This window comes from Pseudomonas sp. 14P_8.1_Bac3 (genome assembly GCF_025466085.1).
Taxonomy (GTDB): Bacteria; Pseudomonadota; Gammaproteobacteria; order Pseudomonadales; family Pseudomonadaceae; genus Aquipseudomonas.
The window spans coordinates 189,846-214,660 of record NZ_JANLOD010000078.1 but is presented as its reverse complement, the minus strand read 5'-3'; the positions used below and the strand labels follow the sequence as shown (position 1 = coordinate 214,660).

At 62.1% G+C, this 24,815-nt stretch carries 22 protein-coding genes; 15 read left to right on the top strand and 7 right to left on the bottom strand.

Going from position 1 to position 24,815, the window contains the following annotated elements; translation table 11 throughout:
* Positions 1–4 precede the first annotated feature (4 nt).
* The 12 genes from NTD84_RS29505 to NTD84_RS29450 all read left to right on the top strand — a co-directional run bounded on the left by NTD84_RS29505 (position 5) and on the right by NTD84_RS29450 (position 14,744).
* On the top strand, positions 5–1,744 hold the full coding sequence (locus NTD84_RS29505; protein WP_262172578.1) for a protein-disulfide reductase DsbD: 1,740 nt from the start codon (positions 5–7) through the stop codon (positions 1,742–1,744).
* A 131-nt stretch (positions 1,745–1,875) separates the two neighbouring features.
* Positions 1,876–2,328 (top strand): type II 3-dehydroquinate dehydratase, encoded by a 453-nt coding sequence (aroQ, locus tag NTD84_RS29500; protein WP_085727425.1) that lies wholly within the window; start codon positions 1,876–1,878, stop codon positions 2,326–2,328.
* Between the two features lie 48 nt (positions 2,329–2,376).
* Complete coding sequence (gene accB / locus NTD84_RS29495) at positions 2,377–2,838, top strand: acetyl-CoA carboxylase biotin carboxyl carrier protein (RefSeq protein ID WP_262172577.1); 462 nt, start codon at positions 2,377–2,379, stop codon at positions 2,836–2,838.
* Positions 2,839–2,855: 17 nt separating this feature from the next.
* Positions 2,856–4,214: an acetyl-CoA carboxylase biotin carboxylase subunit gene (gene accC / locus NTD84_RS29490; protein ID WP_262172576.1), complete on the top strand. Its 1,359-nt coding sequence runs from the start codon at positions 2,856–2,858 to the stop codon at positions 4,212–4,214.
* A 210-nt stretch (positions 4,215–4,424) separates the two neighbouring features.
* Entirely contained in the window at positions 4,425–5,303 is an 879-nt protein-coding gene (gene prmA, locus NTD84_RS29485; RefSeq protein ID WP_262172575.1) for a 50S ribosomal protein L11 methyltransferase, read from the top strand.
* Between the two features lie 30 nt (positions 5,304–5,333).
* The gene (locus NTD84_RS29480; RefSeq protein ID WP_262172574.1) at positions 5,334–6,554 is read left to right on the top strand and encodes a DUF3426 domain-containing protein; all 1,221 of its coding nucleotides are present in this window, start codon (positions 5,334–5,336) and stop codon (positions 6,552–6,554) included.
* A gap of 185 nt (positions 6,555–6,739) precedes the next feature.
* Positions 6,740–7,750 carry a tRNA dihydrouridine synthase DusB gene (gene dusB, locus NTD84_RS29475; protein WP_010463890.1) on the top strand — a complete coding sequence of 337 codons (1,011 nt, stop codon included), beginning with the start codon at positions 6,740–6,742 and terminating at the stop codon, positions 7,748–7,750.
* Positions 7,747–8,067 carry a DNA-binding transcriptional regulator Fis gene (fis, locus tag NTD84_RS29470; RefSeq protein WP_007907419.1) on the top strand — a complete coding sequence of 107 codons (321 nt, stop codon included), beginning with the start codon at positions 7,747–7,749 and terminating at the stop codon, positions 8,065–8,067. The genes dusB and fis overlap by 4 nt, the downstream gene beginning before the upstream one ends.
* An 81-nt stretch (positions 8,068–8,148) precedes the next feature.
* Positions 8,149–9,756: a bifunctional phosphoribosylaminoimidazolecarboxamide formyltransferase/IMP cyclohydrolase gene (purH, locus tag NTD84_RS29465; protein WP_140669636.1), complete on the top strand. Its 1,608-nt coding sequence runs from the start codon at positions 8,149–8,151 to the stop codon at positions 9,754–9,756.
* Between the two features lie 154 nt (positions 9,757–9,910).
* Entirely contained in the window at positions 9,911–11,206 is a 1,296-nt protein-coding gene (purD, locus tag NTD84_RS29460; RefSeq protein ID WP_262172572.1) for a phosphoribosylamine--glycine ligase, read from the top strand.
* A 99-nt stretch (positions 11,207–11,305) separates the two neighbouring features.
* Complete coding sequence (locus tag NTD84_RS29455; protein ID WP_262172571.1) at positions 11,306–14,083, top strand: hybrid sensor histidine kinase/response regulator; 2,778 nt, start codon at positions 11,306–11,308, stop codon at positions 14,081–14,083.
* A 64-nt stretch (positions 14,084–14,147) separates the two neighbouring features.
* Positions 14,148–14,744: a MarC family protein gene (locus tag NTD84_RS29450; RefSeq protein WP_262172570.1), complete on the top strand. Its 597-nt coding sequence runs from the start codon at positions 14,148–14,150 to the stop codon at positions 14,742–14,744.
* Here the strand turns inward: NTD84_RS29450 and NTD84_RS29445 are convergent.
* The 7 genes from NTD84_RS29445 to NTD84_RS29415 form a co-directional block, all read right to left on the bottom strand.
* Positions 14,713–15,468, bottom strand: a complete 756-nt coding sequence (locus tag NTD84_RS29445) for a hypothetical protein (protein WP_262172569.1) — start codon at positions 15,466–15,468, stop codon at positions 14,713–14,715. The two genes, NTD84_RS29450 and NTD84_RS29445, sit on opposite strands and share 32 nt — an antisense overlap.
* Before the next feature lie 18 nt (positions 15,469–15,486).
* Complete coding sequence (locus NTD84_RS29440) at positions 15,487–16,242, bottom strand: hypothetical protein (protein WP_262172568.1); 756 nt, start codon at positions 16,240–16,242, stop codon at positions 15,487–15,489.
* Between the two features lie 166 nt (positions 16,243–16,408).
* On the bottom strand, positions 16,409–18,106 hold the full coding sequence (cobJ, locus tag NTD84_RS29435; RefSeq protein ID WP_262172567.1) for a precorrin-3B C(17)-methyltransferase: 1,698 nt from the start codon (positions 18,104–18,106) through the stop codon (positions 16,409–16,411).
* Positions 18,106–18,837, bottom strand: a complete 732-nt coding sequence (locus NTD84_RS29430; protein ID WP_262172661.1) for a precorrin-2 C(20)-methyltransferase — start codon at positions 18,835–18,837, stop codon at positions 18,106–18,108. Before NTD84_RS29430 ends, cobJ begins: the two co-directional genes overlap by 1 nt.
* Positions 18,837–19,463 carry a precorrin-8X methylmutase gene (locus tag NTD84_RS29425; RefSeq protein ID WP_262172566.1) on the bottom strand — a complete coding sequence of 209 codons (627 nt, stop codon included), beginning with the start codon at positions 19,461–19,463 and terminating at the stop codon, positions 18,837–18,839. Before NTD84_RS29425 ends, NTD84_RS29430 begins: the two co-directional genes overlap by 1 nt.
* Complete coding sequence (gene cobG, locus NTD84_RS29420; protein ID WP_262172660.1) at positions 19,456–20,763, bottom strand: precorrin-3B synthase; 1,308 nt, start codon at positions 20,761–20,763, stop codon at positions 19,456–19,458. The genes NTD84_RS29425 and cobG overlap by 8 nt, the downstream gene beginning before the upstream one ends.
* Positions 20,764–20,905: 142 nt before the next feature.
* Positions 20,906–21,583: a hypothetical protein gene (locus NTD84_RS29415; protein ID WP_262172565.1), complete on the bottom strand. Its 678-nt coding sequence runs from the start codon at positions 21,581–21,583 to the stop codon at positions 20,906–20,908.
* Positions 21,584–21,756: 173 nt separating this feature from the next.
* On the opposite strand from NTD84_RS29415, the gene cbiE reads away from it, so the two are divergent.
* From cbiE to NTD84_RS29400, 3 genes are read left to right on the top strand one after another with little or no spacing between them, the layout of a single operon-like run.
* Positions 21,757–22,968, top strand: a complete 1,212-nt coding sequence (gene cbiE / locus NTD84_RS29410) for a precorrin-6y C5,15-methyltransferase (decarboxylating) subunit CbiE (RefSeq protein ID WP_262172564.1) — start codon at positions 21,757–21,759, stop codon at positions 22,966–22,968.
* Positions 22,961–24,058, top strand: a complete 1,098-nt coding sequence (locus tag NTD84_RS29405; RefSeq protein ID WP_262172563.1) for a cobalt-precorrin-5B (C(1))-methyltransferase — start codon at positions 22,961–22,963, stop codon at positions 24,056–24,058. The genes cbiE and NTD84_RS29405 overlap by 8 nt, the downstream gene beginning before the upstream one ends.
* Entirely contained in the window at positions 24,055–24,780 is a 726-nt protein-coding gene (locus tag NTD84_RS29400; protein ID WP_262172562.1) for a cobalt-precorrin-6A reductase, read from the top strand. Before NTD84_RS29405 ends, NTD84_RS29400 begins: the two co-directional genes overlap by 4 nt.
* Positions 24,781–24,815: the final 35 nt, after the last annotated feature.

Genomic DNA, 24,815 nt, shown 5'->3' with positions numbered 1-24,815 from the left:
CGTCATGCGCCGCTTGCTCTGCCTGCTGTTTTTAGTGCTCGCCCTGCCGGCCAGTGCCGCCGGCCTGCTGGAAAGCCGGCCCAGCGCGACGCTGGGTTCGATCAACAACAGTGCCGACTTCCTGCCGGTGCGCGAAGCCTTTCAGCTGAGCCTGGTGGAGAGCACGCCGCAGTCCATCAAGCTGCGCTTCGTCGCCACCGAGGGTTATTACCTCTATCGCCATCGCTTTCAGTTTCGCGCCGATCCGGTCGATGTTGCACTCGGCGCGGCGCAACTGCCCAAAGGTGAACAAAAGCACGATGAGTACTTCGGCGATGTCGAGGTCTACCACGGCATCCTCGATGTCGAACTGCCGCGCAGCGATCAACGCGCCTTCACGCTTGCCGTCACCTATCAGGGCTGCGCCGACAAAGGCCTGTGCTATCCGCCCGAGACCGAGCGCCTGAGCATCGAAGGCACCGGCGGCACGACCGCGAGTTGGGGCTGGCGGGGACTCGCGCTGTTCTTCCTCGCGGGCCTGGGCCTGACCTTCACCCCCTGCGTGCTGCCGATGCTGCCAATCCTGTCGGGCGTGGTGTTGCGCGGTCAGGTCGGCGGGTTACGCGGGTTCAATCTTTCCCTCGCTTATGTGCTGCCGATGGCCGCCTGTTTCGCCCTGCTCGGCGCGTTGATGGGGATGTTCGGCGCACAGCTGAATCTTCAGGCACGCCTGCAATCGGCCTGGGTGCTGGTGCCGTTCGCGATGTTTTTTGCGCTGTTTGCCCTGGCGATGTTCGGCGTCTTCGAACTGAAGTTACCGCACGCGATCAGCAGCCGACTGGATCGCATCGCCGGTCGCACCGAGGGTGGCTCATTGTGGGGCGCGGCGGTGCTGGGCGTGGTTTCCAGCCTGTTGGTTTCGCCCTGCGTTTCGGCCCCGCTGGCCGGCGCGTTGTTGTACATCAGCGCCAGCGGTGACGCCCTGGGCGGAGGGTTGAAGCTGTTCATGCTCGGCCTCGGCATGGGCGCGCCATTGCTGCTGGTCGCCACCGGCGGCGCCGCCTGGCTGCCGAAGAGCGGGCCATGGCTGGTCTACGTGAAAAACGCGATCGGCGTGTTGCTGCTGGGGCTGGCCATCGGTTTGCTCAGTCGGGTGTTGCCGGGTCAGATCACCTTGCTGCTGATCGGCTTGCTGGCGGGTGGCGTCGGCCTGTTCATGGGTGCGCTGGAGTTCGTCTACAAACCACCGCGCAAACGCGTAGGCCAACTGCTCGGCCTGTTTCTGCTGTTTTACGCGCTGGCGTGCTGGTACGGCGCTTTCAGCGGCCAGACCGACCCCCTCAACCCGATCGGCCAGCCGCGCGTCGTTACGAACGGCCAGACGCCGCAAAGCACCCGTGATTGGCAAACCGTCACTACCCCGGCCGATCTCGATCGTGTGCTGGCCGACGCCCAATTGTCCGGCACGCCACTGCTGCTCGACTGGTACGCCGACTGGTGCATCAGCTGCAAAGTCATCGAGCATGAGGTGCTCAACGACAGCACCGTCACCGAACGGCTCAAGGGTTATCGGCTGATCCGCTTCGACATCAGCGCCAGCAATGCCGAACAACGCACCCTGCTCGACCGCTACCAATTGTTCGGGCCTCCGGCGCTGATGTTTTTCGGCAAGGACGGCATCGAGCGCGCCGATGTGCGGGTGATCGGCGAGATCAACGCCACGGACTTCGCCGAACGTGTTGCCAAAGCAAATGACCGGATTTAATCACCCGGTCACATATTTCGCGCAAACATCGGCCATCGTGCTGGCTATTGCATAGAACTGGACAGTCACAAAGGCTTTGCGGCATAGTCGCCGGGTTCTGATCATTGCACACGGATAACAAGGAACAGCAGATGGCGACCCTATTGGTTCTGCACGGCCCCAACCTGAACCTGCTCGGCACCCGCGAACCGGGCACCTACGGCGCTACGACGCTGGCGCAGATCAATCAGGACCTGGAGCGTCGTGCCCGTGAAGCCGGCCACCACTTGCTGCACCTGCAAAGCAACGCCGAGTACGAATTGATTGACCGCATCCACGCCGCCCGCAGCGAAGGTGTGGACTTCATTCTGATCAACCCAGCAGCTTTTACGCACACAAGTGTCGCATTACGTGACGCGCTGCTGGCGGTGAGCATCCCATTCATCGAAGTGCATTTGTCCAACGTGCACAAACGCGAACCTTTCCGCCATCACTCTTATTTCTCCGATGTAGCGGTGGGAGTGATCTGCGGCCTTGGCGCCAGCGGTTATCGGCTGGCCCTGGAGGCCGCCCTAGAGCAGCTTGAAACACAGGCTAAAGCTTGAACAACAAGCGTTAAACGCCCCTGACCGACCCTTGGGAGTTGATGATTCATGGATATCCGTAAAGTTAAGAAACTGATCGAATTGCTGGAAGAGTCCGGTATCGACGAGCTCGAGATCAAGGAAGGCGAAGAGTCCGTTCGCATCAGCCGTCACAGCAAAACCCCGGCTCAACAGTATTACGCACCGGCTCCAATGGCCGCTCCGGCTCCAGCGCCTGCCGCTGCTGCCCCGGCTGCCGCCGCCGCGCCTGCTGCTCCGTCCGCCCCTGTCCTGAACGGCACCGTTGCCCGTTCGCCAATGGTCGGCACCTTCTATCGCAAGTCTTCGCCAAGCTCGCCGTCCTTCGTTGAAGTCGGCCAGACCGTGAAGAAAGGCGACACCCTGTGCATCGTCGAAGCCATGAAGATGATGAACCACATCGAAGCCGAAACCAGCGGTGTGATCGAATCCATCCTCGTCGAAGACGGCCAGCCGGTTGAGTACGACCAACCGCTGTTCACCATCGTTTGAACCGCGGAGAAACTTTGATGACTGCGAAGTTGGAAAAAGTTCTGATCGCCAACCGCGGTGAGATCGCGCTGCGGATTCTGCGTGCCTGCAAAGAGATGGGCATCAAGACCGTCGCCGTTTACTCCAAGGCCGACAAAGAGCTGATGCACCTGGGTCTGGCAGACGAATCCGTCTGCATCGGCCCGGCCTCGGCCGCCCAATCCTATCTGCACATTCCGGCAATCATCGCTGCGGCTGAAGTGACCGGCGCTACCGCCATTCACCCCGGCTACGGCTTCCTTGCGGAAAACGCCGATTTCGCTGAGCAGGTCGAGAACTCCGGCTTCGCCTTCATCGGTCCGAAAGCCGACACCATTCGCCTGATGGGCGACAAGGTGTCGGCCAAGCACGCCATGATTGCCGCCGGTGTTCCAACCGTTCCGGGTTCCGACGGCCCGCTGCCGGAAGACGAAGAAACCGCTCTGCGCATCGGTCGCGAAGTCGGTTACCCGGTGATCATCAAAGCCGCTGGCGGCGGTGGTGGTCGCGGCATGCGCGTTGTGCATAAAGAAGAAGACCTGATCTCCTCGGCGAAACTGACCCGCTCCGAAGCGGGCGCGGCGTTCGGCAACCCGATGGTCTACCTGGAAAAATTCCTGACCAACCCGCGTCACGTGGAAGTCCAGGTGCTTTCCGACGGCCAGGGCAACGCCATCCATCTGGGCGACCGCGATTGCTCGCTGCAACGTCGTCACCAGAAAGTACTCGAAGAAGCGCCGGCACCGGGCATCGACGAGAAGGCACGCGCTGAAGTCCTCGCTCGCTGTGTCAAGGCGTGCATCGACATCAACTACCGTGGCGCGGGCACGTTCGAATTCCTGTACGAAAACGGCGCGTTCTATTTCATCGAAATGAACACCCGCGTTCAGGTTGAGCACCCGGTTTCGGAAATGGTCACCGGCATCGACATCGTCAAGGAGATGCTCAGCATCGCCGCTGGCAACAAGCTGTCGTACACCCAGGATGACGTGGTTATCCGCGGTCACGCGCTGGAATGCCGGATCAATGCCGAAGACCCGAAAACCTTCATGCCAAGCCCTGGCACGGTCAAGCATTTCCACGCTCCAGGCGGCAACGGCGTTCGCGTCGATTCGCACCTGTACAGCGGTTATGCCGTTCCGCCGAACTACGATTCGTTGATCGGCAAGCTGATCACCTACGGCGCAACCCGTGACGAAGCCCTGGCGCGCATGCGCAATGCGCTGGACGAAATCGTTGTCGACGGGATCAAGACCAACATCCCGCTGCACCGCGACCTGGTCCGCGATGAAGGCTTCTGCAAAGGTGGAATCAACATCCACTACCTGGAACACAAGCTGGCTGGCGACAAGCACTAAGCTTTAACCGGACTTCAACAAAGCCGCCTTCGGGCGGCTTTGTTGTTTTCATCTCCCTGTGGGAGCGAGCCTGCTCGCCCCCACAGGGTGCAGTGGTATTCAGCAATAGCCAGGCGCAAGCCGCTCCCACAAACACCGCGCGCTCGCGTAAACTTGCGCGCTTCTCGCAGCCCGCTAGGCTGCAATCAATATTTTTCAAAGGTGCCCGCCATGCCTTGGCTGCAAGTCCGTCTCGCCATCAGCCCAGAACAAGCCGAAACCTATGAAGACGCTTTCCTCGAAGTGGGCGCCGTGTCGGTGACCTTCATGGACGCCGAAGATCAGCCGATCTTCGAACCGGAACTCAATACCACGCCGCTGTGGTCGCACACGCATTTGCTGGCCCTGTTCGAAGGTGGCACCGAAGCTGCCACGGTACTGGCCCATCTTGAGCTGTTGACCGGCAGCCCACTGCCGGAACATCACAGTGAAGTCATCGAAGACCAGGACTGGGAGCGCAGCTGGATGGACGGTTTCCAGCCCATGCGTTTCGGCCAGCGCCTATGGATCGTGCCGAGCTGGCACGCTGCGCCTGAACCCGACGCGGTGAACCTGTTGCTCGATCCGGGCCTCGCGTTTGGCACCGGGACCCACCCGACCACCGCGCTGTGCCTGGAATGGCTCGACGGCCAGGACTTGAAAGACTGCAACGTACTGGACTTCGGTTGCGGCTCCGGGATCCTGGCGATTGCCGCCCTGCTGCTGGGCGCTAGGGAGGCCGTCGGCACTGACATCGATGTGCAGGCGCTGGAGGCTTCCCGCGACAACGCCGGTCGCAACAACATCGCCGAAGCGCTTTTCCCGCTGTACCTGCCGGAAGACCTGCCACAGGTTCAGGCCGACGTGCTGGTCGCCAACATTCTCGCCGGCCCGCTGGTGTCCCTCGCGCCGCAACTGTCCAGCCTGGTCAAGTCAGGCGGTCGCCTGGCGCTGTCAGGGATCCTCGCCGAACAGGGCGACGAAGTGGCTGCCGCCTACGCCCAGGACTTCGATCTGGACCCGATCGCCAATCGTGATGGCTGGGTGCGCATCACTGGCCGTCGGCGCTAGAATGAACGCCTGCATAATCCGGAACGCCGCATGACCGACAGCTTCGTCACTCAGTGCCCGCATTGCCAAACCAGTTTCCGCGTCAGCCATGCTCAGTTGAGCGTGGCCCGTGGGGTGGTTCGTTGCGGCTCGTGCCTACAGGTGTTCAACGCTGCCAAGCAACTGCTCGAGCAGGCCGGCAAGGAAGCGGTCACGGTGGCCCCGGCAATCGCCGAAGCGCCCGAACCGGAGCCGCGGGCCATCAGTCAGAAACAATGGTCCGCTGCTGAACTTGATCTGGACAGCCTCGATCTGGACGAAGAACTCGCCCGGCTCGAACAGCGGGAAATCCAGCCGACCACCGAGTTCGGCCGCCACCGCGAAGACAGCCTGAGCGCCCGTCGGGATATCGCCGGGCACGACGACGAAGCCTGGTCCGACAGCCTGTTCAGCGAGTCGGCCGCCGACCGCGCGGAAGCGGTCGATCCCAGGATCACGCCAGAACCGGACATCGAGCCGAGCAGATTCACGCGCACCGAGCCCTCGCTGTCGCTGTCGCTGGAACCGGTGGAGCTGGATGACGAACCGCTACCTCCGCAACTGCGCCTGAACGATCCGCTCGACGCACCGCCTCATCACGAACGCCTGTCGGCGACCGATGACGAACCGGATGACAGCCTGCCGTCCATCGCTCCCTTGCGCAAACGTCACGAAGCGCCGACGCGGGCCGAGATCCTGCGGGACCTGGACGACGACCCATTGCAGCTCGACTGGCAGAAGCGTCGCTCGCCCTGGGGTCGACGGTTGCTCTGGCTGCTGCTGATTCTGCTCGGTGCCGGCGCGCTCCTCGGCCAATACGTGGCTTACCATTTCGATGAGCTGGCGCGCCAGGATCAGTACCGCCCGTGGTTCCAGCAGCTGTGCCCGCAAATCGGTTGCACCGTGCCCTCCAAAGTCGACATCGCCAAAATCAAGAGCAGCAACCTGGTGGTGCGCAGCCATCCGGATTTCAACGGTGCGCTGGTGGTCGATGCGATCATCTACAACCGCGCGCCCTTTTCCCAGCCTTTCCCGCTGCTGGAGCTGCGTTTCGCCGACCTCAATGGGCACCTGATCGCCAGCCGTCGCTTCAAACCCGGCGAATACCTCAACGGTGATCTCGAAGGCATGGTGGAAATGCCCCCACAAACGCCGATCCACATCGCCCTGGATATCCTCGATCCAGGTGCCAAAGCCGTGAACTACAGCCTGAGCTTCCACTCGCCCGAGTGAAACGCTTCAGTGCTACGGGTTTGGCGGCACATTTCTGACAGAGACCGCTCATACCAAACTGCTGGCGATAACGGAATAACTGTTCAGATTTTGTTCAATTCAGCCTTTATCCAGTCATCGAGAGCGGGTATCATGCCAACCCTTTTTCGAACTCTCATGATCCGGCCCCACAACAGGGAAGTCCTATGTCGGCGGTACGCATCGGTCCATACACATTGCACAACGGCTTGATTCTCGCCCCCATGGCGGGCGTCACCGACCAGCCCTTTCGTCAGCTGTGCAAGCGACTGGGCGCAGGACTTGTAGTCTCGGAAATGGTCACCAGCGACATGAGTTTGTGGAACACCCGCAAATCGCGCATGCGCATGATCCACGAAGGTGATCCCGAGCCACGCTCGGTGCAGATCGCCGGTGGTGACGCGCAGATGCTGGCGGATGCGGCCCGGGCCAACGTCGAACTGGGCGCACAGATTATTGACATCAACATGGGCTGTCCGGCGAAGAAGGTCTGCAACAAGGCCGCCGGTTCCGCGTTGTTGAAGGACGAAGCACTGGTGACCGAGATCCTGCAGGCCGTGGTGGCTGCGGTGGATGTGCCGGTCACGCTGAAGATCCGTACCGGCTGGGACCGGGACAACAAGAACGGCCTGACGGTGGCGAAGATCGCCGAGCAGGCAGGCATTACGGCGCTGGCGGTGCATGGCCGCACCCGCGCGGACCTTTACACCGGTGAAGCCGAGTACGACACCATCGCCGCGATCAAGCAGGCGGTGTCGATGCCGGTCTTCGCCAATGGCGACATCGACTCGCCGGAAAAGGCGCGGTACGTGCTCGACGCGACCGGTGCCGATGGACTGCTGGTTGGACGGGCTGCCCAGGGGCGGCCGTGGATTTTTCGTGAGATCGACCATTTCTTGCGTACCGGCGAAAAACTCCCGGCGCTGGAATTGATCGAGGTGGAACGCATTCTGCTAGAGCATCTGGCTGCGCTGCACGTCTTCTATGGAGACGTCATGGGTGTCCGGATCGCCCGCAAGCATGTGGGCTGGTATCTCGCAACCTTGCCGGGCGCCAGGGAGTTTCGCGCCCACTTCAATCGTTTGGAAGATACGGAAGCACAATGCGCCAACGTTCAGGGCTTCTTCGCTGAGCGTTACAAGAGCCTGACAGGGGACGGAGAGGGGGTGGCCGCATGACGATGATGACCGAGACTTTAGTGAGTGGAACAACACCCGTGAGCGACAACGTGAATTTGAAACAGCACCTCAATACGCCGAGCGAAGAAGGTCAGACCCTTCGCGGGAGTGTCGAGAAGGCGCTGCACAATTATTTCGCCCACCTTGAGGGCGCTGCCGTCACGGATGTGTACAACCTGGTGCTCTCCGAAGTCGAGGCGCCCCTGCTCGAGTGCGTGATGAACTACGTCAAGGGCAACCAGACCAAGGCCAGCGAGCTGCTCGGACTCAACCGAGGCACCCTGCGCAAGAAACTCAAGCAGTACGATTTGCTGTAAGCATTCAATCAAACCAGAAAGGCGCCCGCGTAAAAACGGTCGCCTTTTTTGCTGACTCCTTTGCTTTTGATGGAAATTGAAATGACCGACCAGACTACCCGCCTGCCGATCCGCCGCGCCTTGATCAGCGTCTCCGACAAGACCGGGATCCTCGAATTCGCCAAAGAGCTTGAAGCCCTGGGCGTCGAGATCCTCTCCACCGGCGGAACGTTCAAGCTGCTGCGCGACAACGGTGTTGCCGCAGTGGAAGTCGCGGATTACACCGGTTTCGCAGAAATGATGGACGGTCGGGTGAAAACCCTGCATCCGAAAATCCACGGCGGGATCCTCGGTCGTCGTGGTATCGACGACGCCATCATGAACGAACACGGCATCAAGCCGATCGACCTGGTCGCGGTCAACCTCTACCCGTTCGAAGCCACCATCAACAAGCCAGGTTGCGACCTGCCGACCGCCATCGAGAACATCGACATCGGCGGCCCGACCATGGTCCGCTCCGCTGCCAAGAACCACAAAGACGTGGCCATCGTGGTCAACGCCAGTGACTACGCCAGCGTGCTCGAAGGACTCAAGGCCGGTGGCCTGACCTACGCCCAGCGTTTCGACCTGATGCTCAAGGCTTTCGAACACACGGCGGCCTACGACGGCATGATCGCCAACTACATGGGCACCGTGAACCAGGCCGCTGACACCCTCAGCACTGAAGGTCGCAGCGAATTCCCGCGGACCTTCAACAGCCAGTTCGTCAAGGCTCAGGAAATGCGCTACGGCGAGAACCCGCACCAAAGTGCGGCGTTCTACGTTGAAGCCAAGCCGGCCGAAGTCGGCATCGCCACCGCGACCCAACTGCAAGGCAAAGAGCTGTCGTACAACAACGTGGCCGATACCGACGCCGCGCTGGAGTGCGTGAAGAGCTTCGTCAAGCCGGCCTGTGTGATCGTCAAGCACGCCAACCCGTGCGGCGTCGCGGTAAGCCCGGACGCCGAAGGCGGCATCCGTCAGGCCTACGAACTGGCCTACGCCACTGACACCGAGTCGGCGTTCGGCGGCATCATCGCGTTCAACCGCGAGCTGGATGCTGAAACCGCCAAGGCCATCGTCGAGCGTCAGTTCGTCGAAGTCATCATCGCCCCAAGCGTCAGCGCAGAAGCCCGCGCCATCGTCGCGGCCAAAGCCAACGTGCGCCTGCTGGCCTGCGGCGAATGGTCGGCTGACCGCGCCGCCGCGTGGGACTACAAACGCGTCAACGGCGGCCTGCTGGTGCAGAGCCGCGACATCGGCATGATCGGCGCCGATGACCTGAAAGTCGTGACCAAGCGTGCACCGACCGAACAGGAAATCAACGACCTGATCTTCGCCTGGAAAGTGGCCAAGTACGTCAAGTCCAACGCCATCGTCTACGCCAAGAACCGCCAGACCATCGGTGTCGGCGCTGGCCAGATGAGCCGCGTGAACTCCGCGCGCATCGCAGCGATCAAGGCGGAACACGCCGGGTTGCAGGTCGCCGGCTCGGTGATGGCTTCCGATGCATTCTTCCCGTTCCGCGACGGCCTGGACAATGCCGCGAAGGTCGGTATTACCGCAGTGATCCAGCCAGGCGGCTCGATGCGTGATGCGGAAGTGATTGCTGCAGCCGACGAGGCGGGCATCGCCATGGTATTCACCGGCATGCGCCACTTCCGTCACTAAGTACGACGATCCACTGTGGGAGCTGGCCTGCCAGCGATAGCATCACCTCGGTTTCGCTGATGAACCGAGTTGCCTGCATCGCCGGCAGGCCAGCTCCCACAGCAAAGCATCTCTGCGGTGCTCCACAGAATCAGCGTCATCCGAGGTTTTTGAAATGAATGTTTTGATCATTGGCAGCGGTGGCCGTGAACACGCCCTGGCCTGGAAAGTGGCTCAGGATCCGCGCGTGCAGAAGGTGTTCGTGGCACCGGGCAATGCCGGCACCGCCATTGAAGCCAAGTGCGAAAACGTCGCCATCGACGTGCTGGCCCTTGAGCAACTGGCGGACTTTGCCGAGAAGAACGTTGCCCTGACCATCGTCGGCCCGGAAGTGCCGCTGGTGGCTGGCGTCGTCGACCTGTTCCGCTCCCGCGGCCTGGATTGCTTCGGTCCGACTGCTGGCGCGGCCCAGCTGGAAGGTTCGAAAGCGTTCACCAAGGATTTCCTCGCACGCCATAAAATCCCGACCGCCGATTACCAGAACTTCACCGAGATCGAGCCGGCCCTGGCTTACTTGCGTGAAAAAGGCGCACCGATCGTGATCAAGGCCGACGGCCTGGCCGCCGGTAAAGGCGTGATCGTCGCCATGACCCTGGCCGAAGCCGAAGACGCCGTGCGCGACATGCTCGCCGGCAACGCGTTCGGCGATGCCGGTTCGCGCGTGGTCATCGAAGAGTTCCTCGATGGCGAAGAAGCCAGCTTTATCGTCATGGTCGATGGCAAGAACGTACTGCCGATGGCCACCAGCCAGGATCACAAGCGCGTCGGCGACGGCGACACCGGCCCGAACACGGGTGGCATGGGGGCTTACTCCCCGGCTCCTGTCGTCACCAGCGAAGTGCACCAGCGGGTCATGGACCTGGTGATCTGGCCGACCGTGCGCGGCATGGCCGATGAAGGCAACGTCTACACCGGTTTCCTGTACGCGGGCCTGATGATCGACAAGGCTGGTAACCCAAAAGTTATCGAATTCAACTGCCGTTTCGGCGACCCTGAGACCCAACCGGTTATGCTGCGCCTGCAGTCGAGCCTGGTGTTGCTGGTCGAAGCCGCCATGGCGCAAGCCCTGGACAAAGTCGAAGCGCAGTGGGATCCACGTCCGAGCGTCGGCATTGTGTTGGCGGCGGGCGGCTATCCTGGCGACTACGCTAAAGGCGTCGCCATCAACGGGCTGGATGCCGCCGCTGCGCTGGAAGGCAAAGTATTCCATGCCGGGACTGCGCTGAAGGATGGTCAAGTGGTAACCGCCGGAGGCCGGGTGCTGTGCGCCACCGCCATGGGTGCCAGTGTCGACGCTGCCCAGCAGCAGGCTTACAGGCTGGCGGCCAAGATTGACTGGGAAGGCTGTTTCTATCGCAAGGACATTGGCTACCGCGCCATTGCCCGCGAGCGTGGCGAAAATCAGGAATAAGCGCTTCATTCGGTCGGGCAAGGGTGTCATACCCTTGCCGGACTATTCCGGCGCCGCGCATAGTTATATTCTGGCATCAACCTACGAAGGGATTTCGCCGTGCGCTGGCTCAGGATTGCCATAGGTCTCACTGTCACGTTGCTGACCTTGCTCTGCATGCTTCCGGCCCAGGCCGCGCAAGGCAGTGGTTGGGCGGTATTGCTCGACGAACAGGGCGACCTGCAACTGAGCGACATCCGTTCCGCCCGCTTCACCAATCAATTCAGCCCCACCGAACTCAAACGCCTCAACGCGGCCGAGCCCGGCGGTGCACTCTGGCTTCGCTTCAGGCTGGCACCCGGTAAACACGAGCAGCTGTTGCGGGTGTTCGCACCCGACCTTTCGCACCTCAATCTGTATGTGCTGGACGGCGACAACCTGATCGACCAGCTCAACACCGGAACCGAACAGCCCCAGGCTGAACGGCCACTCCCCAACAGCGACTTCATGTTGCCGTTGCCGCAAAGTGACAAACCCCTCGACGTTTACCTGCGCCTGGTGTCCGAACACCAGATGCGGCCTTACATTACCCTGCAGTCAGCGATCATGACCGCGGCCAACCAAAGTCAGACGCTGATCTACGGCCTGCTGTTCGGCTGCATCGGCATGCTGATCCTGCACAACCTGATTCGCTACGCGTACACCCGCTCGCGCAGCAGCCTTTGGCTGGCAGGCTGTGAAGCGTTGTTGATGCTCAGCCTGGCGCTGCTGCTGAACCTCGCCGGGCCATGGCTACCGGACTGGCACGCGGTGCAAACACCCGGTGCCTACCTCGCCTTGCTGCTGACCGCACCGTGCGGGCTGATGTTTGCCTATCGCTTCTTTGCCCCGCTCGGCCCGCATCCGCTGAACAAGCTGCTGCTCGGCGACATCGTGCTCATCACCGCTTGCGGCCTGGTGCTGTTGTTCGTCAATACACTGCCGCTGAACATCATCACCTACACGCTGGTCGCCCTCGCCGGCCTGACCATGTTGTTCGTCAGCGCCTGGCACTGGCAAAAAGGCTATCGCCCGGCGCGCCTGTTCGTCGCCGCCATGGTGGTGTTCAACGTCGGCACGCTGATCATCCTCCCGGCCTTGCTGGGGCTGACACTGATAGAGCCGCAAGGCCTGATCATCGCCCTGCTGGTGTTCATCTGCATCAGCGGCCTGTTGATGAGCATTGCGCTGAGCGAACGTCAGCGCAGCATCACCGAAGACCGTTTCAGCATCAGCCGCGATCTCGCCGCGAGTAACGCCGAGATCAACGCCAAGGCCGAATTCCTGGCGAAAATCAGCCACGAAATCCGCACCCCGATGAATGGCGTGCTGGGCATGACCGAACTGTTGCTGGGCACACCGCTCTCGGTCAAACAACGCGACTACGTGCAGACCATCCACAGTGCCGGGAATGAACTGCTGACCCTGATCAACGAGATTCTCGACATCTCCAAACTCGAATCCGGCCAGATCGAGCTGGACGATGTGCAGTTCGATCTCAACGCTCTGATCGAAGATTGCCTGAGCATCTTCCGCGCCAAGGCCGAGCAGCAGAACGTCGAGCTGATCAGCTTCATCCAGCCACAAGTGCCGCGGGTTATCAGCGGTGACCCCACGCGTCTGCGCCAGACCCTGCTGAGCCTGCTGGAAAACGCCCTGAAGAAAACCGACGAAGGCGAGATCCTGATCGTCGTCGCCCTCGACGAACGTAGCGCCCGGCCACGCCTGCGCATTGCCGTGCAGGACAGCGGCGAGCCGATGGACGCCGAAGAACGTGATGCGCTGATGCACGCCGAACTGCATAGCAAGAACTTCCTCTCGGCCAATCGCCTGGGCGGCAACCTCGGGTTGGTAATTGCCCGCCAGTTGATCCGGTTGATGCACGGCGAATTCGGCGTCAAGAGTGGCGCCAACCAGGGCAGCACGTTGTGGCTGACCTTGCCCCTGGACCCTGACCGCCTCGAACACCCGACGTCCGACCTCGATGGCCCGCTACAGGGTGCACGGGTGCTGGTGGTGGACGACAATGACACCTGTCGCAAAGTGCTGGTGCAACAGTGCAGTGCCTGGGGCCTGAATGTCAGTGCCGTACCGTCCGGCAAAGAAGCACTGGCCCTGCTGCGAACCAAAGCGCACCTGCGCGACTATTTTGATGTGGTCCTGCTGGACCAGAACATGCCCGGTATGACCGGCATGCAACTGGCGGCCAAGATCAAGGAAGACCCGAGCCTCAACCACGACATCCTGCTGATCATGCTCGCCGGCATCAGCAATGCGCCGAGCAAGATCATCGCCCGCAACTCCGGGATCAAGCGCATCCTCGCCAAACCAGTGGCCGGCTACACCCTCAAGACCACACTGGCGGACGAACTGAACCAGCGCAACAAGGGGCTCGCCGTGTCGCCACAGCAGCCCACGGGGCCAACCCCGCCGGTCAAGGTCCCCAGCGACTTCCGTATTCTGGTCGCCGAGGACAACAGCATTTCGACCAAGGTCATTCGCGGCATGCTGGGCAAGCTCAACCTGCAACCGGACACCGCCAGCAATGGCGAAGAGGCCTTGCAGGCCATGAAGGCGCAGCGTTACGACCTGGTGCTGATGGATTGCGAGATGCCGATCCTCGACGGCTTCTCCGCCACCCAGCAATTGCGCGCCTGGGAAGTCAGCAACCAGCGGGTTCGCACTCCGGTCGTGGCATTGACCGCGCACATCCTCGCCGAACACAAGGAGCGCGCGCGTCAAGCCGGCATGGATGGGCATATGGCCAAACCGGTCGAGCTGTCGCAGTTGCGCGAACTGATCGAACATTGGGTGGCGCAGCGCGATCAGCAGAACCGCGCGGCGACTCAAACGTCCTGAGCCGACAGACCCGGCAACGCCTGATAGACTCCCCCACCACTACCCTCGCCAGTGAGCTTGCACCATGCTCCACGTGTTGTTCAGCGTTTACTTGAAGATGCTGGTGCTCTACAGCCCGTTCTTCGTCTTGTCCTGTTTCATCAGCCTGACCCGCGGTTATTCGCGCAAGGAACAACGCCGGCTCGCCTGGAAAGTGGCGACTGCCACGTTGGTCTCCAGCGTCCTGCTGTACCTGTTCGGCCGCGTCATTTTCAGCGTCTTTGGCATCACCGTAGACGCATTCCGTATCGGCGCCGGCAGCGTGCTGTTCATCTCCGCGCTGGGCATGGCCCAAGGCAAATCGGCGGTACAAACCGACAATGTGCAGCAGGACGTCACCATCGTCCCGCTGACCATCCCCCTGACCGTCGGCCCTGGCACCATCGGCGCCTTGTTGGTGATGGGCGTCAGCCAGCCGCACTGGGACGACAAACTCACTGCCATCGTCAGCATTGCCCTGGCCAGCTTCACCGTTGGCGTGGTGCTTTATCTGTCGAACCGCATCGAGCGCATTCTCGGTGACCAGGGCCTGCAGATTGTCAGCCGGCTGATGGGCTTGTTCGTCTGTGCCCTGGCGGCGCAGATCATTTTTACCGGCGTGAAGGGTTATCTGGTGCCATGACGCCGCCACAGGCCCAGCGTTCCGTCGACAGCTCGGTGCCAGGGCCGGCCGCCAGCATCTTGTGCTCACCCACAAACGCCACGATCTGCTTCCGGCTGCTGGCAAATGCCCTGGCCGCCCGTTCGAACGAGTGATGCTTCACCTGCACCGCAGAGGTGAAGCGACGAGTCAGAAACACGGTCTGCAGCCAGTCTTCTTCTACGTGCTGGGCGGTTTCAAACGTCAGGTAAAACACGTCGATCCGGGCATTGCGTGTGCTCACGGCAAACACAAGGTGCACGCTAAAATGCCGCTCTTCGCTACCGTCCGGCAAACTGACGGTACGTTCACTGACCTGCCGCTCCCGAAGCTGCATTCTTATGGGCGAATCCAACGGCAGACGGGCCACTCCAGCGAACGCCTCGCGGGCCAGCTCACCATGATCGTGCAGCGCCAGATTTGCCAGGACCTCAGTGATCACCTCATCAAGCGTGACGCCGGACTGGCGCTCAAACGAGGGCTGCAACTGTCGCTCTTGCCTGCGCGTCCAGGCGCATCGCTCCAGCGCATGAACAAACGCATCGACCCATTGAGCAGTATCGGCGGTATCCGGGAACCTGCTCGACGCCATCAGTCGCGAGGCGAGCAACGAGTACAGGATGTCGCACTTTATTACTGCGTCCAGTCCAGCGTATAACACGCTGAGCACACCTGAATCGACAAACGATTCCTGATGACTATCCATGTCTCACCTATTAATCATTCATAGCGGGGTTTTAAAGTATTCCAGGCGACTCCGGTCAACTTCGGCCTGAACAATGTGTTTGACCACGTTATAAGCGCGGCGATTCAATGTGCGGCGAGTGGCGGCGCTGTATAACTTGATGTCTTCTCTTCGAAACTTGAAGAATAATACTTTGGTCAGAATATCCCTGGATTCCATTTGCATGGCGCAAGCGATCATGGTGGGTCGGCCGCCCAGCGAAATACACGGAACAATTTGAAAGTTAGCGGCCCTGTTCTTTTTACTTTTCAGTTCAACCAGTTTTATCGCACCTTCATTCTTCTCCAGGGAATTGAAGGCGGAAGAAATCAGCGGCAGGATTTTCAGCTTATCCGCGCCGGCAACCAACGCGATAATCTGCAACGCCGCCTCATCCATGGTGAAGTCCAGCTCCTGACTGATGTACTCCTTATAGGGATCGTTTACGGTCGGCCAGCCGCAATTGGTCAGGGCTCTGCTGTATTCGCCGTACCACTGGCGCCGCTGGGTTTCGCGATTGAACAGTTTGTCGGCACGGATCTCCGCATACAAAATGGTGTCGTCGAAGGCCTCTCGATCCTGCTCCGACAGCGCTTCATCGTAAGCAGCGACCGTCGAACCGAGGAGAGCGGCTGGCGCATCTTCAGTGTTCAACGAAACCTTACTCATCAACGCCATGCGTGCGAAACTGGCAGGCGCAGGCGATAGGCCAAAGTAGTCCATTTGCGCCGCATAATCGAAACTTGCTTCTGACATTATATTAACTCCTTAGTTATTAATTACCCTTGCATCTTGCAGGCAATAAAAAACTAACAACCGAATTAACTGCAGTCAAACCAACATCACTTCAATGTTGTTTAAATTATTTCAACAACTACAAATAAAGAACAAAGTAGCCGGCATTGCACCGGCTACTTATCCGTCAGGGCTTGTTGTCGTACCAGCGTGGCGTGTACACCCAAACCCCGCCATCAACGCGAGGGAACACACACGTAGTGGAGGAACCCACGAGGACCATGGTTCGCATGTCCACTTGATCGGGCGTGAGCTGCCCCAGCGTTGTCACCCGCAAGGTCTGCCCGGGACGGCCGATATCGCGACCCAATACGACAGGCGTCTCGGGAAGGCGATGCTGCGCGACGATTTCCAGCGCACGGCCCAGCTGCCACGGGCGGGAACGGGAGATCGGGTTGTAGAACGCCAACGCCAGATCGGCTTGTGCGGCGAGGTCCAGGCGTTTCTCGATAATCGACCACGGCTTGAGGTTGTCCGACAGCGACATGACGCAGAAGTCATGCCCCAGCGGCGCACCCGCCTGGGCGGCTGTCGCCAGGGACGCAGAGACACCCGGCAGAATGTCCAGATCGACGTTGTGCCAGGCCGCATCGCTGGACTCGTGCAGCGCTTCGAGCACCGCCGCCGCCATGGCGAACACGCCCGGATCGCCCGATGAAACCACCACGACCGATCGTCCCTGAGCCGCCAGTTCGAACGCATGCCGCGCCCGCTGCATCTCTTCGCGGTTGTCGGTGCAATGCAGCACTTGATCGGCACGGAATGGCCCGGCCATGCGCACGTAGGTTTCATAACCGAGTACATCATTCGCCCGCGCCAGCTCAGCCTTGACTGCCGGCACCATCAACTCGGCGGCGCCTGGCCCCAGACCGATCACCGCCAGACGGCCGCGAGGACGGCCAATCGACAGTGGGTCCAGCGGTTGCTCAGCGACCGCGAAAGCAATCGTCTCATCGCCGAAGATCGATACGGGTTCGGCGATAGCATTGCGCGCCAGTTCGCCCACCGCATCAGCACCGCTGGCAAATCGCAGCGGCACACCCAGCTCAAGTGCCGCTTCGCGCAACGCCGGATTAGCCATTTCACGCTCGGCCGCCAGCAGCAGCGCCACCGATTGCACGGCGATTTTTTCCCGATGCAACGCATCGCGAATCGACTGCTGCATGTCGACCACGCCAGCGCTGACCGCCACCGCCACGTTACGCGGATAGATCAGCAGTTCATTGGCCGCCGGCGTACGCTCGGCATGCCCGACATGAACGGCGAGTCGCGCGCTGGGGTCCTCAGGCAACTGTGCTTGCGCCAGCCACGGCGCCGAACCTTCGATACGCACCGTTTCACCGGCCAGCAAATCGGAAACGAAACGCTTGCCCAGTTCCAGATCGCCGAGGGCAAAACCACTGGGCGGGTTGAGCAGGCAGGTGCCAAAACGCAGTTCACCACTGGTGGTGATCGCCGCAGCCACCTCCAGCGCGGCGGCAATTTCCCGCGCCAGCACGTTCACCCCGCCCAGACCGCCGAGCAACGGCACCACCGCGCTGCCATCTTCGGCAACCGCCAGCACGGGCGGCTCGGCGCCTTTTTCCAGGAGCAACGGCGCCAGCGTGCGAATCACGATGCCGGCCGCGCACAGGGCGATGATCGGCGTGTCCTGCTGATACAGCTCGCGCAGGGTAGCGCCGAATTCGTGATAAACGCGGTCCGCGCCCTCGACCCGTTCGGTCAGGCCGTGGATCAGGGCGTCGGGGAACAGCTGTTGAATTTTGCGTGCGGTGGCGAGGCTGCCATTGCCGAGAACGACAATCGCCGGAGCTGGACGAGTCATCAGCCTTGCCACCTTTCGCCCGGAACGATGATCAGCGAGAAGTACGGCGACGACATCGGTTCAACCTGGTCCAGCGGCACGATCTTCTGATTGGCCATGGTCGCGCGTTCGACGTAGAGCGCACGCTCGGCCAGGCCGAGTTCTTCCAGCACCTGACGGACCTTGGGGAAATTGCGCCCCAGTTTCATGATCACCGCTGCATCGGCGTCGGCGAGGCGGCGTTTGAGTTCGTCGTGAGGCAGCACGCCCGACAGTACCGACAAACTCTGATTGCGATACACCAGTGGCGCACCGAGCACCGAAGCGCCACCGAGCATCGAGCAGACACCCGGCACGACTTCAGCCTCATAGCGCTCGGCCAGGCGATCGTGCAGGTACATGTAGGAACCGTAGAAGAACGGATCGCCTTCGCAGATCACCGCCACGTCCCGGCCTGCATCCAGATGCGCCGCCAGCTCTTCGCCGGCCGCATCGTAGAAATCGCTGATGACCTGTTCATAGGAGAGCGGTGCCGGCAAGGCCTCGGTGGTCACCGGATACACCAGCGGCAGCAAGGTTTGCGCGTCCTGCAGGTGCGCCTCGATGATGCCGAATGCGTTGCCCTTTTTGCCCTTGGCGACGAAGTACGCCACCACCGGCGATTCGCGCAGCAGGCGCAGGGCCTTGACGGTGATCAGTTCGGGATCGCCGGGCCCCACGCCCAGGCCGATCAAGCGTCCAGGTTGCTGCATCATTCGATCTCCGTGGCGAGGGCATTGACGGCGGCGGCGGCCATGGCGCTGCCGCCCAGCCGGCCTTGCATGATGACGAACGGCACGCCACGGCTGTCTGCCGCGAGCGCAGCCTTGGATTCCGCGGCGCCGACGAAGCCCACCGGAAAGCCGAGAATCAGCGCCGGCTTCGGGGCGCCCGCATCGAGCATTTCCAGCAGATAAAACAACGCGGTCGGCGCGTTGCCGATCACCACGACGCTGCCTGCCAGGTGCGGGCGCCACAGTTCCAGTGCGGCAGCAGAGCGGGTGTTGCCCAACTCACGGGCCAGCTGCGGGACGCTTTCATCGCGAAGGGTGCAGATGACCTGGTTATTCGCCGGCAAACGGGTGCGAGTCACGCCCTCGGAGACCATTCGCGCGTCGCACAGGATCGGCGCACCCGCGGCCAGCGCCTCGCGCCCGGCCTTGCCTGCGCCTTCGGAAAAATGCAGGCCATCGATCGCCTCGACCATGCCGCAGGCGTGAATCACCCGTACCGCGAGTTTTTCCAGATCGGCCGGGATGCGCTCGAGGTTGGCCTCGGCACGAATGATCGCGAAGGAGTTGCGATAGATCTCCTGACCGTCGCGAATGTAATCAAGCATCAAGGGGGCTCCGTGAGCGGGCGGCGAGCAAGGCGTCGACCGCTTCAATAGTAAGGTTGCGTGCGTGCAGGGCGCCGAAATCCGGCTGTCCCGCTTCGCGAAAATAGAGGTCGTAGCGACCGGGGCTGACGGCCAGTAACGTGATCGGCGAGACATGGGCGGCGGCGCAGGAGCGCGGGCAGCCGCTCAGGTGCACGCTTGGCGCCATGCCGTGGCGTTGCTGCATCGCGGCCAGTTGCCGCGCGTCGCCCTTGGTATCGGCGAGGCCTTTGCCACACCCCGTGGAACCGGTGCACGCGATCAACCGGGACAAGGCCTGGCCGGCGTCGCACAGCAGGCCCAACGCATGCAGACGGCGCACGACTTCGTCGGCGTCTGTGTTGCGAACATTTGGCAACAGCAGGCTTTGCCAGGGCGTGAACCGCAGGGTCGCATCACCGTATTCCCGGGCCAGCCGGGCAGCGCCCCGGAGCATGGCGCCATCGAGCCGCCCCAAGGGTGGCACGGCGCCGACATAGACATGATCCGCTTGCGCCTGGGCGTGCGCGCCGATGTGCAGAACCGATGAAGGCCGTTCGCGTTGCCAGTTTGCGACAGGTTTGAAGGACACGCGCCCGGCCAGCCGAGCGAGGAATTCGGCGACCGGAACGTCAGCCAGCAAATGACGCATCCGCGTCTGTTCGGGACAGGCCATGTCGAGAAACAACTCCAGCACCGCGACCACCAGAGCATGACCATCTTCCAGTGCCACCGAACCGGTCGGGGTGTCCGTGGGACAGCCTGCCAGGCCGAACGCCAAGCGGCATTCGCCGTCCCGCTCGAAGGCCGAGAGCCACAGATCATGCGGGTGTTCGAGCATCGACAACGCTTCACCGCCGTCGAGTTGCACGGCGAATTTGGCACTGAGGTCATGAAAATGTTCGTGTTGCTGGACGGTGGCCAGCATCTGCTCGGCTAGCGGCCGGGTGTCGAACAGACTGCGCCAATCGATGCCCGCGCTCGGGCTGAGCATCAGGTTGCGCACGTCGTCACCCGCGGCGCTTTGCGGGCCAAGGCCTGCAGCGAGTAATTGCTCGATCAGGGCCGACTGTTCGTTACCGATCCCGCGGATCTGCAGGTTGGCGCGGTTGGTCGCTTCAATCGCGCCGCTGGCGAAGCGTTGGGCCGCACTGGCCACCGCTTCGGCCTGGGCGCTGCTGATGACGCCGCCGGTCAACTTGATTCGACAGATACCACCGTCCAGCGCCGGGACGATACGCAGCAACCCCGGGCAGGCCGAGGGGCGTAAAGCGCTGGACAGCGGGCGTTCGTTCAAGGGGCATGACCCGTTCAGGTGGCGAGGCACTTCGCGGGCGAAGCGGCGGTATTATGCCTGCTTTGCAACAACGGATGAAAAGCCTGTCGGACGACCAGCGTTAATCGCCCCACTTGCGCGGCGCTGCCTATATCCGCAGCAGATAGTCGCGGCTGCGTTCGCTGATTTTCGCCCGCATCGTCGCGGCCACCTTGTCGAAGCGCTGCCGGTCCAGGGTGAACGTCCCGTAGTGTTGAATCAGCGTCGCGTCGTGATCCTTCCACTTGATGAACAGAAACTGCTCCGGGTTCACCGCCGCCACGTACCAGGCGTGGACCAGCATGAGCGTCAGCCGGCCCTTGGCGTCATAGGCGCAGGGCATGGTTTGAAACTGTCGCCCGCGGATTCGTCCACTGTTCTGCGCCAGTAACCTGGACGCCTGTACGTTGTCTTTCAGCATCTCGAACGCGTGCAGGGCGGCGCTGTACAGGTCAGAACTCGCCTGGGGCCTGAGGGTTTGCAGAATTTCCCGGGTAATCGGTTCCGACAACACCACCTTGCGGCTTTCGAGCATCTTCGGGCGCTGGTGAATCCAGCCCAGATTCCACAACCCCAGCGTGTAATGCTGCAACCACTCATACCACTGGGTTTCGCGGTCATAGCGGGTGTCGGTGTACTGCTCCAGGTAAAGCGCGCAATCCAGGGCGATTTGCTCATCGTCTTCCGATACACCGGCGGCGACCGCCACAAGCGTGCTTCCGGCCAGCGCTGCATGGGTATCACCGCTCGGCTTGCGTGGGGGAAACGTCACAGAGGTCTCGAACATAAAATTCCTTTTTCAGAGGTTGACGGGTTAACCGCCGCTCAACCTAAGCGGATACCCGCCCGACCAACAATCAACGATATGACTCAAGATATTTAACGCCGCGCGGTATCATCCCGCCCAGGCCCGAACCCGGTTGCACTTCATGCTGTGGGTCGTTTTTTCGAGGAGCAGGCATGACGCCCTGGCTGACAATCATTGGCATCGGTGAAGACGGTTTCAAAGGCCTGGGCAAGAACGCCCGGCACGCCCTGTTGCGTGCAACGCGGATCTTCGGCGGCCAGCGGCAACTCGACCTGTTGCCGCCGTGCATTCGCGGCGAGCGTGAACGCTGGCCGAGCCCGTTTTGCCTCGATCCACTGTTGGCACTGCGCGGCGAGCCGGTGTGCGTACTGGCCAGCGGGGATCCGATGTTTTTCGGCGTCGGCGCCAGCCTCGCGCGGCAACTGCCCAGCGACGACATGCTGATCCTGCCGGCGCCCTCCTCCTGCTCTTTGGCCGCCGCGCGAATGGGCTGGCCGTTGCAGGAGGTGGTCACGCTGTCGGTCGTCGCGCGGCCGGTGGCAGCGCTCAACGCGCAATTGTTCAGCGGGGTGCGCTTGCTGGTGCTCAGCAACGACGGCCAGAGTCCGGCCGCGATTGCCGCGCTGTTGCGCGAGCGCGGGTTCGGCCCCAGCCGCCTGAGCGTGCTGGAACATCTGGGCGGTGCCGCCGAGCGGCGCATCGAGGGTGTCGCCAGGGACTGGGCCGATCCGCCGGTTGCGGACCTGAACCTGGTCGCCATCGAATGCATCGCCGACGCCCATACACCGCGCCTGTCGCGACTGGCCGGCCTGCCGGATTCGGCCTTCAGGCACGACGGCCAACTGACCAAACGCGATGTGCGTGCAATCACCCTCGCGCGTCTGGCGCCGACTCCCGGTGAGTTGCTGTGGGATGTCGGCGCCGGCAGCGGTTCGATCGGTATCGAGTGGATGCGCGCCCATCCCAGTTGCCGGGCGCTGGCCATCGAGGCCGATGAGGGACGGCAACGGTTGATCGAGCACAACCGCGACGCACTCGGCGTACCCGGCCTGCAACTGATTCGTGGCCAGGCGCCGCAGGCCCTCGCCGGACTTGAACGCCCGGATGCAATTTTCATCGGCGGCGGTGTGACCCGCGAGGGTGTCCTGGACACTTGCTGGGCTGAGTTGAAACCCGGCGGCCGGCTGGTCGCCAACGCCGTGACGCTGCAAAGCGAGATGACCCTGATGGCCTGGCGCGAGCAACATGGCGGTGAGTTGACGCGGATCCACATCGCCCAGGCGCAACCGCTGGGCGACTTCGACACCTGGCGCCAGGCGCTGCCGATTAGCCTGCTGGACGTGGTCAAGCCCTTCGATGCGTGACGAAACCGCCGAACAACCCGCGCCCCTGCGCAGCGGCCTGACCACCGGCAGCTGCGCCACCGCCACCAGCCTCGCCGCCGCGCGCTTGCTGCTCGGCGGCGCGAGCGCGGATGCCGTGGACATCGTCCTGCCCAAAGGCAAGCACGTGCAGATGCGCCTGGAATTCTGTCGCCTGCTGGCGGACGGCGCCGAGGCCGGCACGATCAAGGATGCCGGCGACGACCCCGACGTGACCCACGGCGCGCTGCTGTTTTCCCAGGTGCGATTGTGCGCCGGGCCGGGCATCCGCTTCATTGCCGGTCGAGGCGTGGGCACGGTCACCCGGCCGGGGCTGGTGTTGGGTGTCGGCGAGCCGGCGATCAACCCGGTGCCGCGCAAGATGATCACCGACCACCTGACCGCGCTGGCGCAGGCGCTTGGCTATGAAGGCGGCTTCGAGGTAACGATCAACGTCGAGGGCGGCGAAGCACTGGCGCTGAAAACCATGAACCCAAGGCTCGGCATTCTCGGCGGTTTGTCGATTCTCGGCACCAGCGGCATCGTCCGGCCCTTCTCCTGCGCGGCGTACATCGCCTCGATCCACCAAGGTATCGATGTGGCGAAAACCAACGGTTACCGGCACATCGCCGCGTGCACCGGCAATGCCAGCGAAGACACCATGCGCCGGGTGTACGACCTGCCGGAAATCGCCCTGATAGAAATGGGTGACTTCGTCGGCGCCGTGCTCAAGCACTTGCGCAAAGTACCTGTGGATAAACTCAGCCTGTGCGGCGGCTTTGGCAAGATCAGCAAACTGGCGGCCGGGCACATGGATTTGCACAGCCGGCATTCGAGCATCGACCTGCCGCAACTGGCCGAATGGGCCGCAACGGTGGGTGCCGATCAAGCCTTGCAACGGGCGATCCGCGAGGCCAACACCAGCCAGCAAGCCCTGGCGATGGCCAGCGCGGCCGGCATCGCCCTCGGTGATGCGGTGTGTCAGCACGCCCTGGCATTTGCACGCAGCGTGGTGCCGGCGCAGGTGCAGGTCGAGGTCTTCGCGATCGATCGCCAGGGCGGAATCGTCGGCCAGGCGGGCGTTTTTCAATGAAACGCATATTGCTGCTCGGTGGTGTAACGGAAGCACTGGCGATTGCCCGCACGCTGGGGCCGGAGCACATCTACAGCCTGGCCGGTGTCGGTCGCGTGCCGAGCGATCTGGCCTGCCAGGTTCGCGTCGGTGGTTACGGTGGCGCTGAAGGTTTGGCGCAGTTCATTCGCGATGAAGGCGTTGATCTGCTGCTGGACGCCACGCATCCCTACGCCGCACAAATCAGCCAGAACGCCGCAACCGCCGCGCAATTGACCGGCATTCCCTGCTGGGCACTCCGGCGCCCGGCCTGGCAACCGCAGGCCGGGGATGACTGGCGCGACGTCAACGGCTGGGCCGAGCTGATCGAAGCACTGAAACCGTTCCGTCGCCCGCTGTTCACCCTCGGCCGCGAACCCCTGCAACACCTGCACGAAATCCCCCCGGAGCAATTCTGGACCTTGCGTGCGTTGGACGTGTACCCGGGCAACGGGCGCTGCGAAGTGATCGGCGCCCGCGGGCCGTTCCTGATCGACGATGAGCGCGCATTGTTTGAGCGTCGGCAAATCGATGTGCTGATCAGCAAAAACAGCGGCAGTACCGCCACTGAGCCGAAGCTGGAAGTGGCGCGGGAGCGTGGGGTGCCGGTGTTGGTATTGAGGCGGCCGATTTTGCCGGGGGTGGATCGGGAGTTTCTGACGCTAGAAGAAACATTTGCCGCGTTGGCGACTACGGCGCTATGAGGCAAGATCACTGGCTTGCATGAACAGTAACCTAT

Coding starts and splice junctions, on each gene's coding strand:
- NTD84_RS29505 (WP_262172578.1), top strand. CDS start 5: ATGCGCCGCTTGCTCTGCCTGCTGTTTTTAGTGCTCGCCCTGCCGGCC.
- aroQ (WP_085727425.1), top strand. CDS start 1,876: ATGGCGACCCTATTGGTTCTGCACGGCCCCAACCTGAACCTGCTCGGC.
- accB (WP_262172577.1), top strand. CDS start 2,377: ATGGATATCCGTAAAGTTAAGAAACTGATCGAATTGCTGGAAGAGTCC.
- accC (WP_262172576.1), top strand. CDS start 2,856: ATGACTGCGAAGTTGGAAAAAGTTCTGATCGCCAACCGCGGTGAGATC.
- prmA (WP_262172575.1), top strand. CDS start 4,425: ATGCCTTGGCTGCAAGTCCGTCTCGCCATCAGCCCAGAACAAGCCGAA.
- NTD84_RS29480 (WP_262172574.1), top strand. CDS start 5,334: ATGACCGACAGCTTCGTCACTCAGTGCCCGCATTGCCAAACCAGTTTC.
- dusB (WP_010463890.1), top strand. CDS start 6,740: ATGTCGGCGGTACGCATCGGTCCATACACATTGCACAACGGCTTGATT.
- fis (WP_007907419.1), top strand. CDS start 7,747: ATGACGATGATGACCGAGACTTTAGTGAGTGGAACAACACCCGTGAGC.
- purH (WP_140669636.1), top strand. CDS start 8,149: ATGACCGACCAGACTACCCGCCTGCCGATCCGCCGCGCCTTGATCAGC.
- purD (WP_262172572.1), top strand. CDS start 9,911: ATGAATGTTTTGATCATTGGCAGCGGTGGCCGTGAACACGCCCTGGCC.
- NTD84_RS29450 (WP_262172570.1), top strand. CDS start 14,148: ATGCTCCACGTGTTGTTCAGCGTTTACTTGAAGATGCTGGTGCTCTAC.
- NTD84_RS29445 (WP_262172569.1), bottom strand. CDS start 15,468: ATGGATAGTCATCAGGAATCGTTTGTCGATTCAGGTGTGCTCAGCGTG.
- NTD84_RS29440 (WP_262172568.1), bottom strand. CDS start 16,242: ATGTCAGAAGCAAGTTTCGATTATGCGGCGCAAATGGACTACTTTGGC.
- cobJ (WP_262172567.1), bottom strand. CDS start 18,106: ATGACTCGTCCAGCTCCGGCGATTGTCGTTCTCGGCAATGGCAGCCTC.
- NTD84_RS29430 (WP_262172661.1), bottom strand. CDS start 18,837: ATGCAGCAACCTGGACGCTTGATCGGCCTGGGCGTGGGGCCCGGCGAT.
- NTD84_RS29425 (WP_262172566.1), bottom strand. CDS start 19,463: ATGCTTGATTACATTCGCGACGGTCAGGAGATCTATCGCAACTCCTTC.
- NTD84_RS29415 (WP_262172565.1), bottom strand. CDS start 21,583: ATGTTCGAGACCTCTGTGACGTTTCCCCCACGCAAGCCGAGCGGTGAT.
- cbiE (WP_262172564.1), top strand. CDS start 21,757: ATGACGCCCTGGCTGACAATCATTGGCATCGGTGAAGACGGTTTCAAA.
- NTD84_RS29405 (WP_262172563.1), top strand. CDS start 22,961: ATGCGTGACGAAACCGCCGAACAACCCGCGCCCCTGCGCAGCGGCCTG.
- NTD84_RS29400 (WP_262172562.1), top strand. CDS start 24,055: ATGAAACGCATATTGCTGCTCGGTGGTGTAACGGAAGCACTGGCGATT.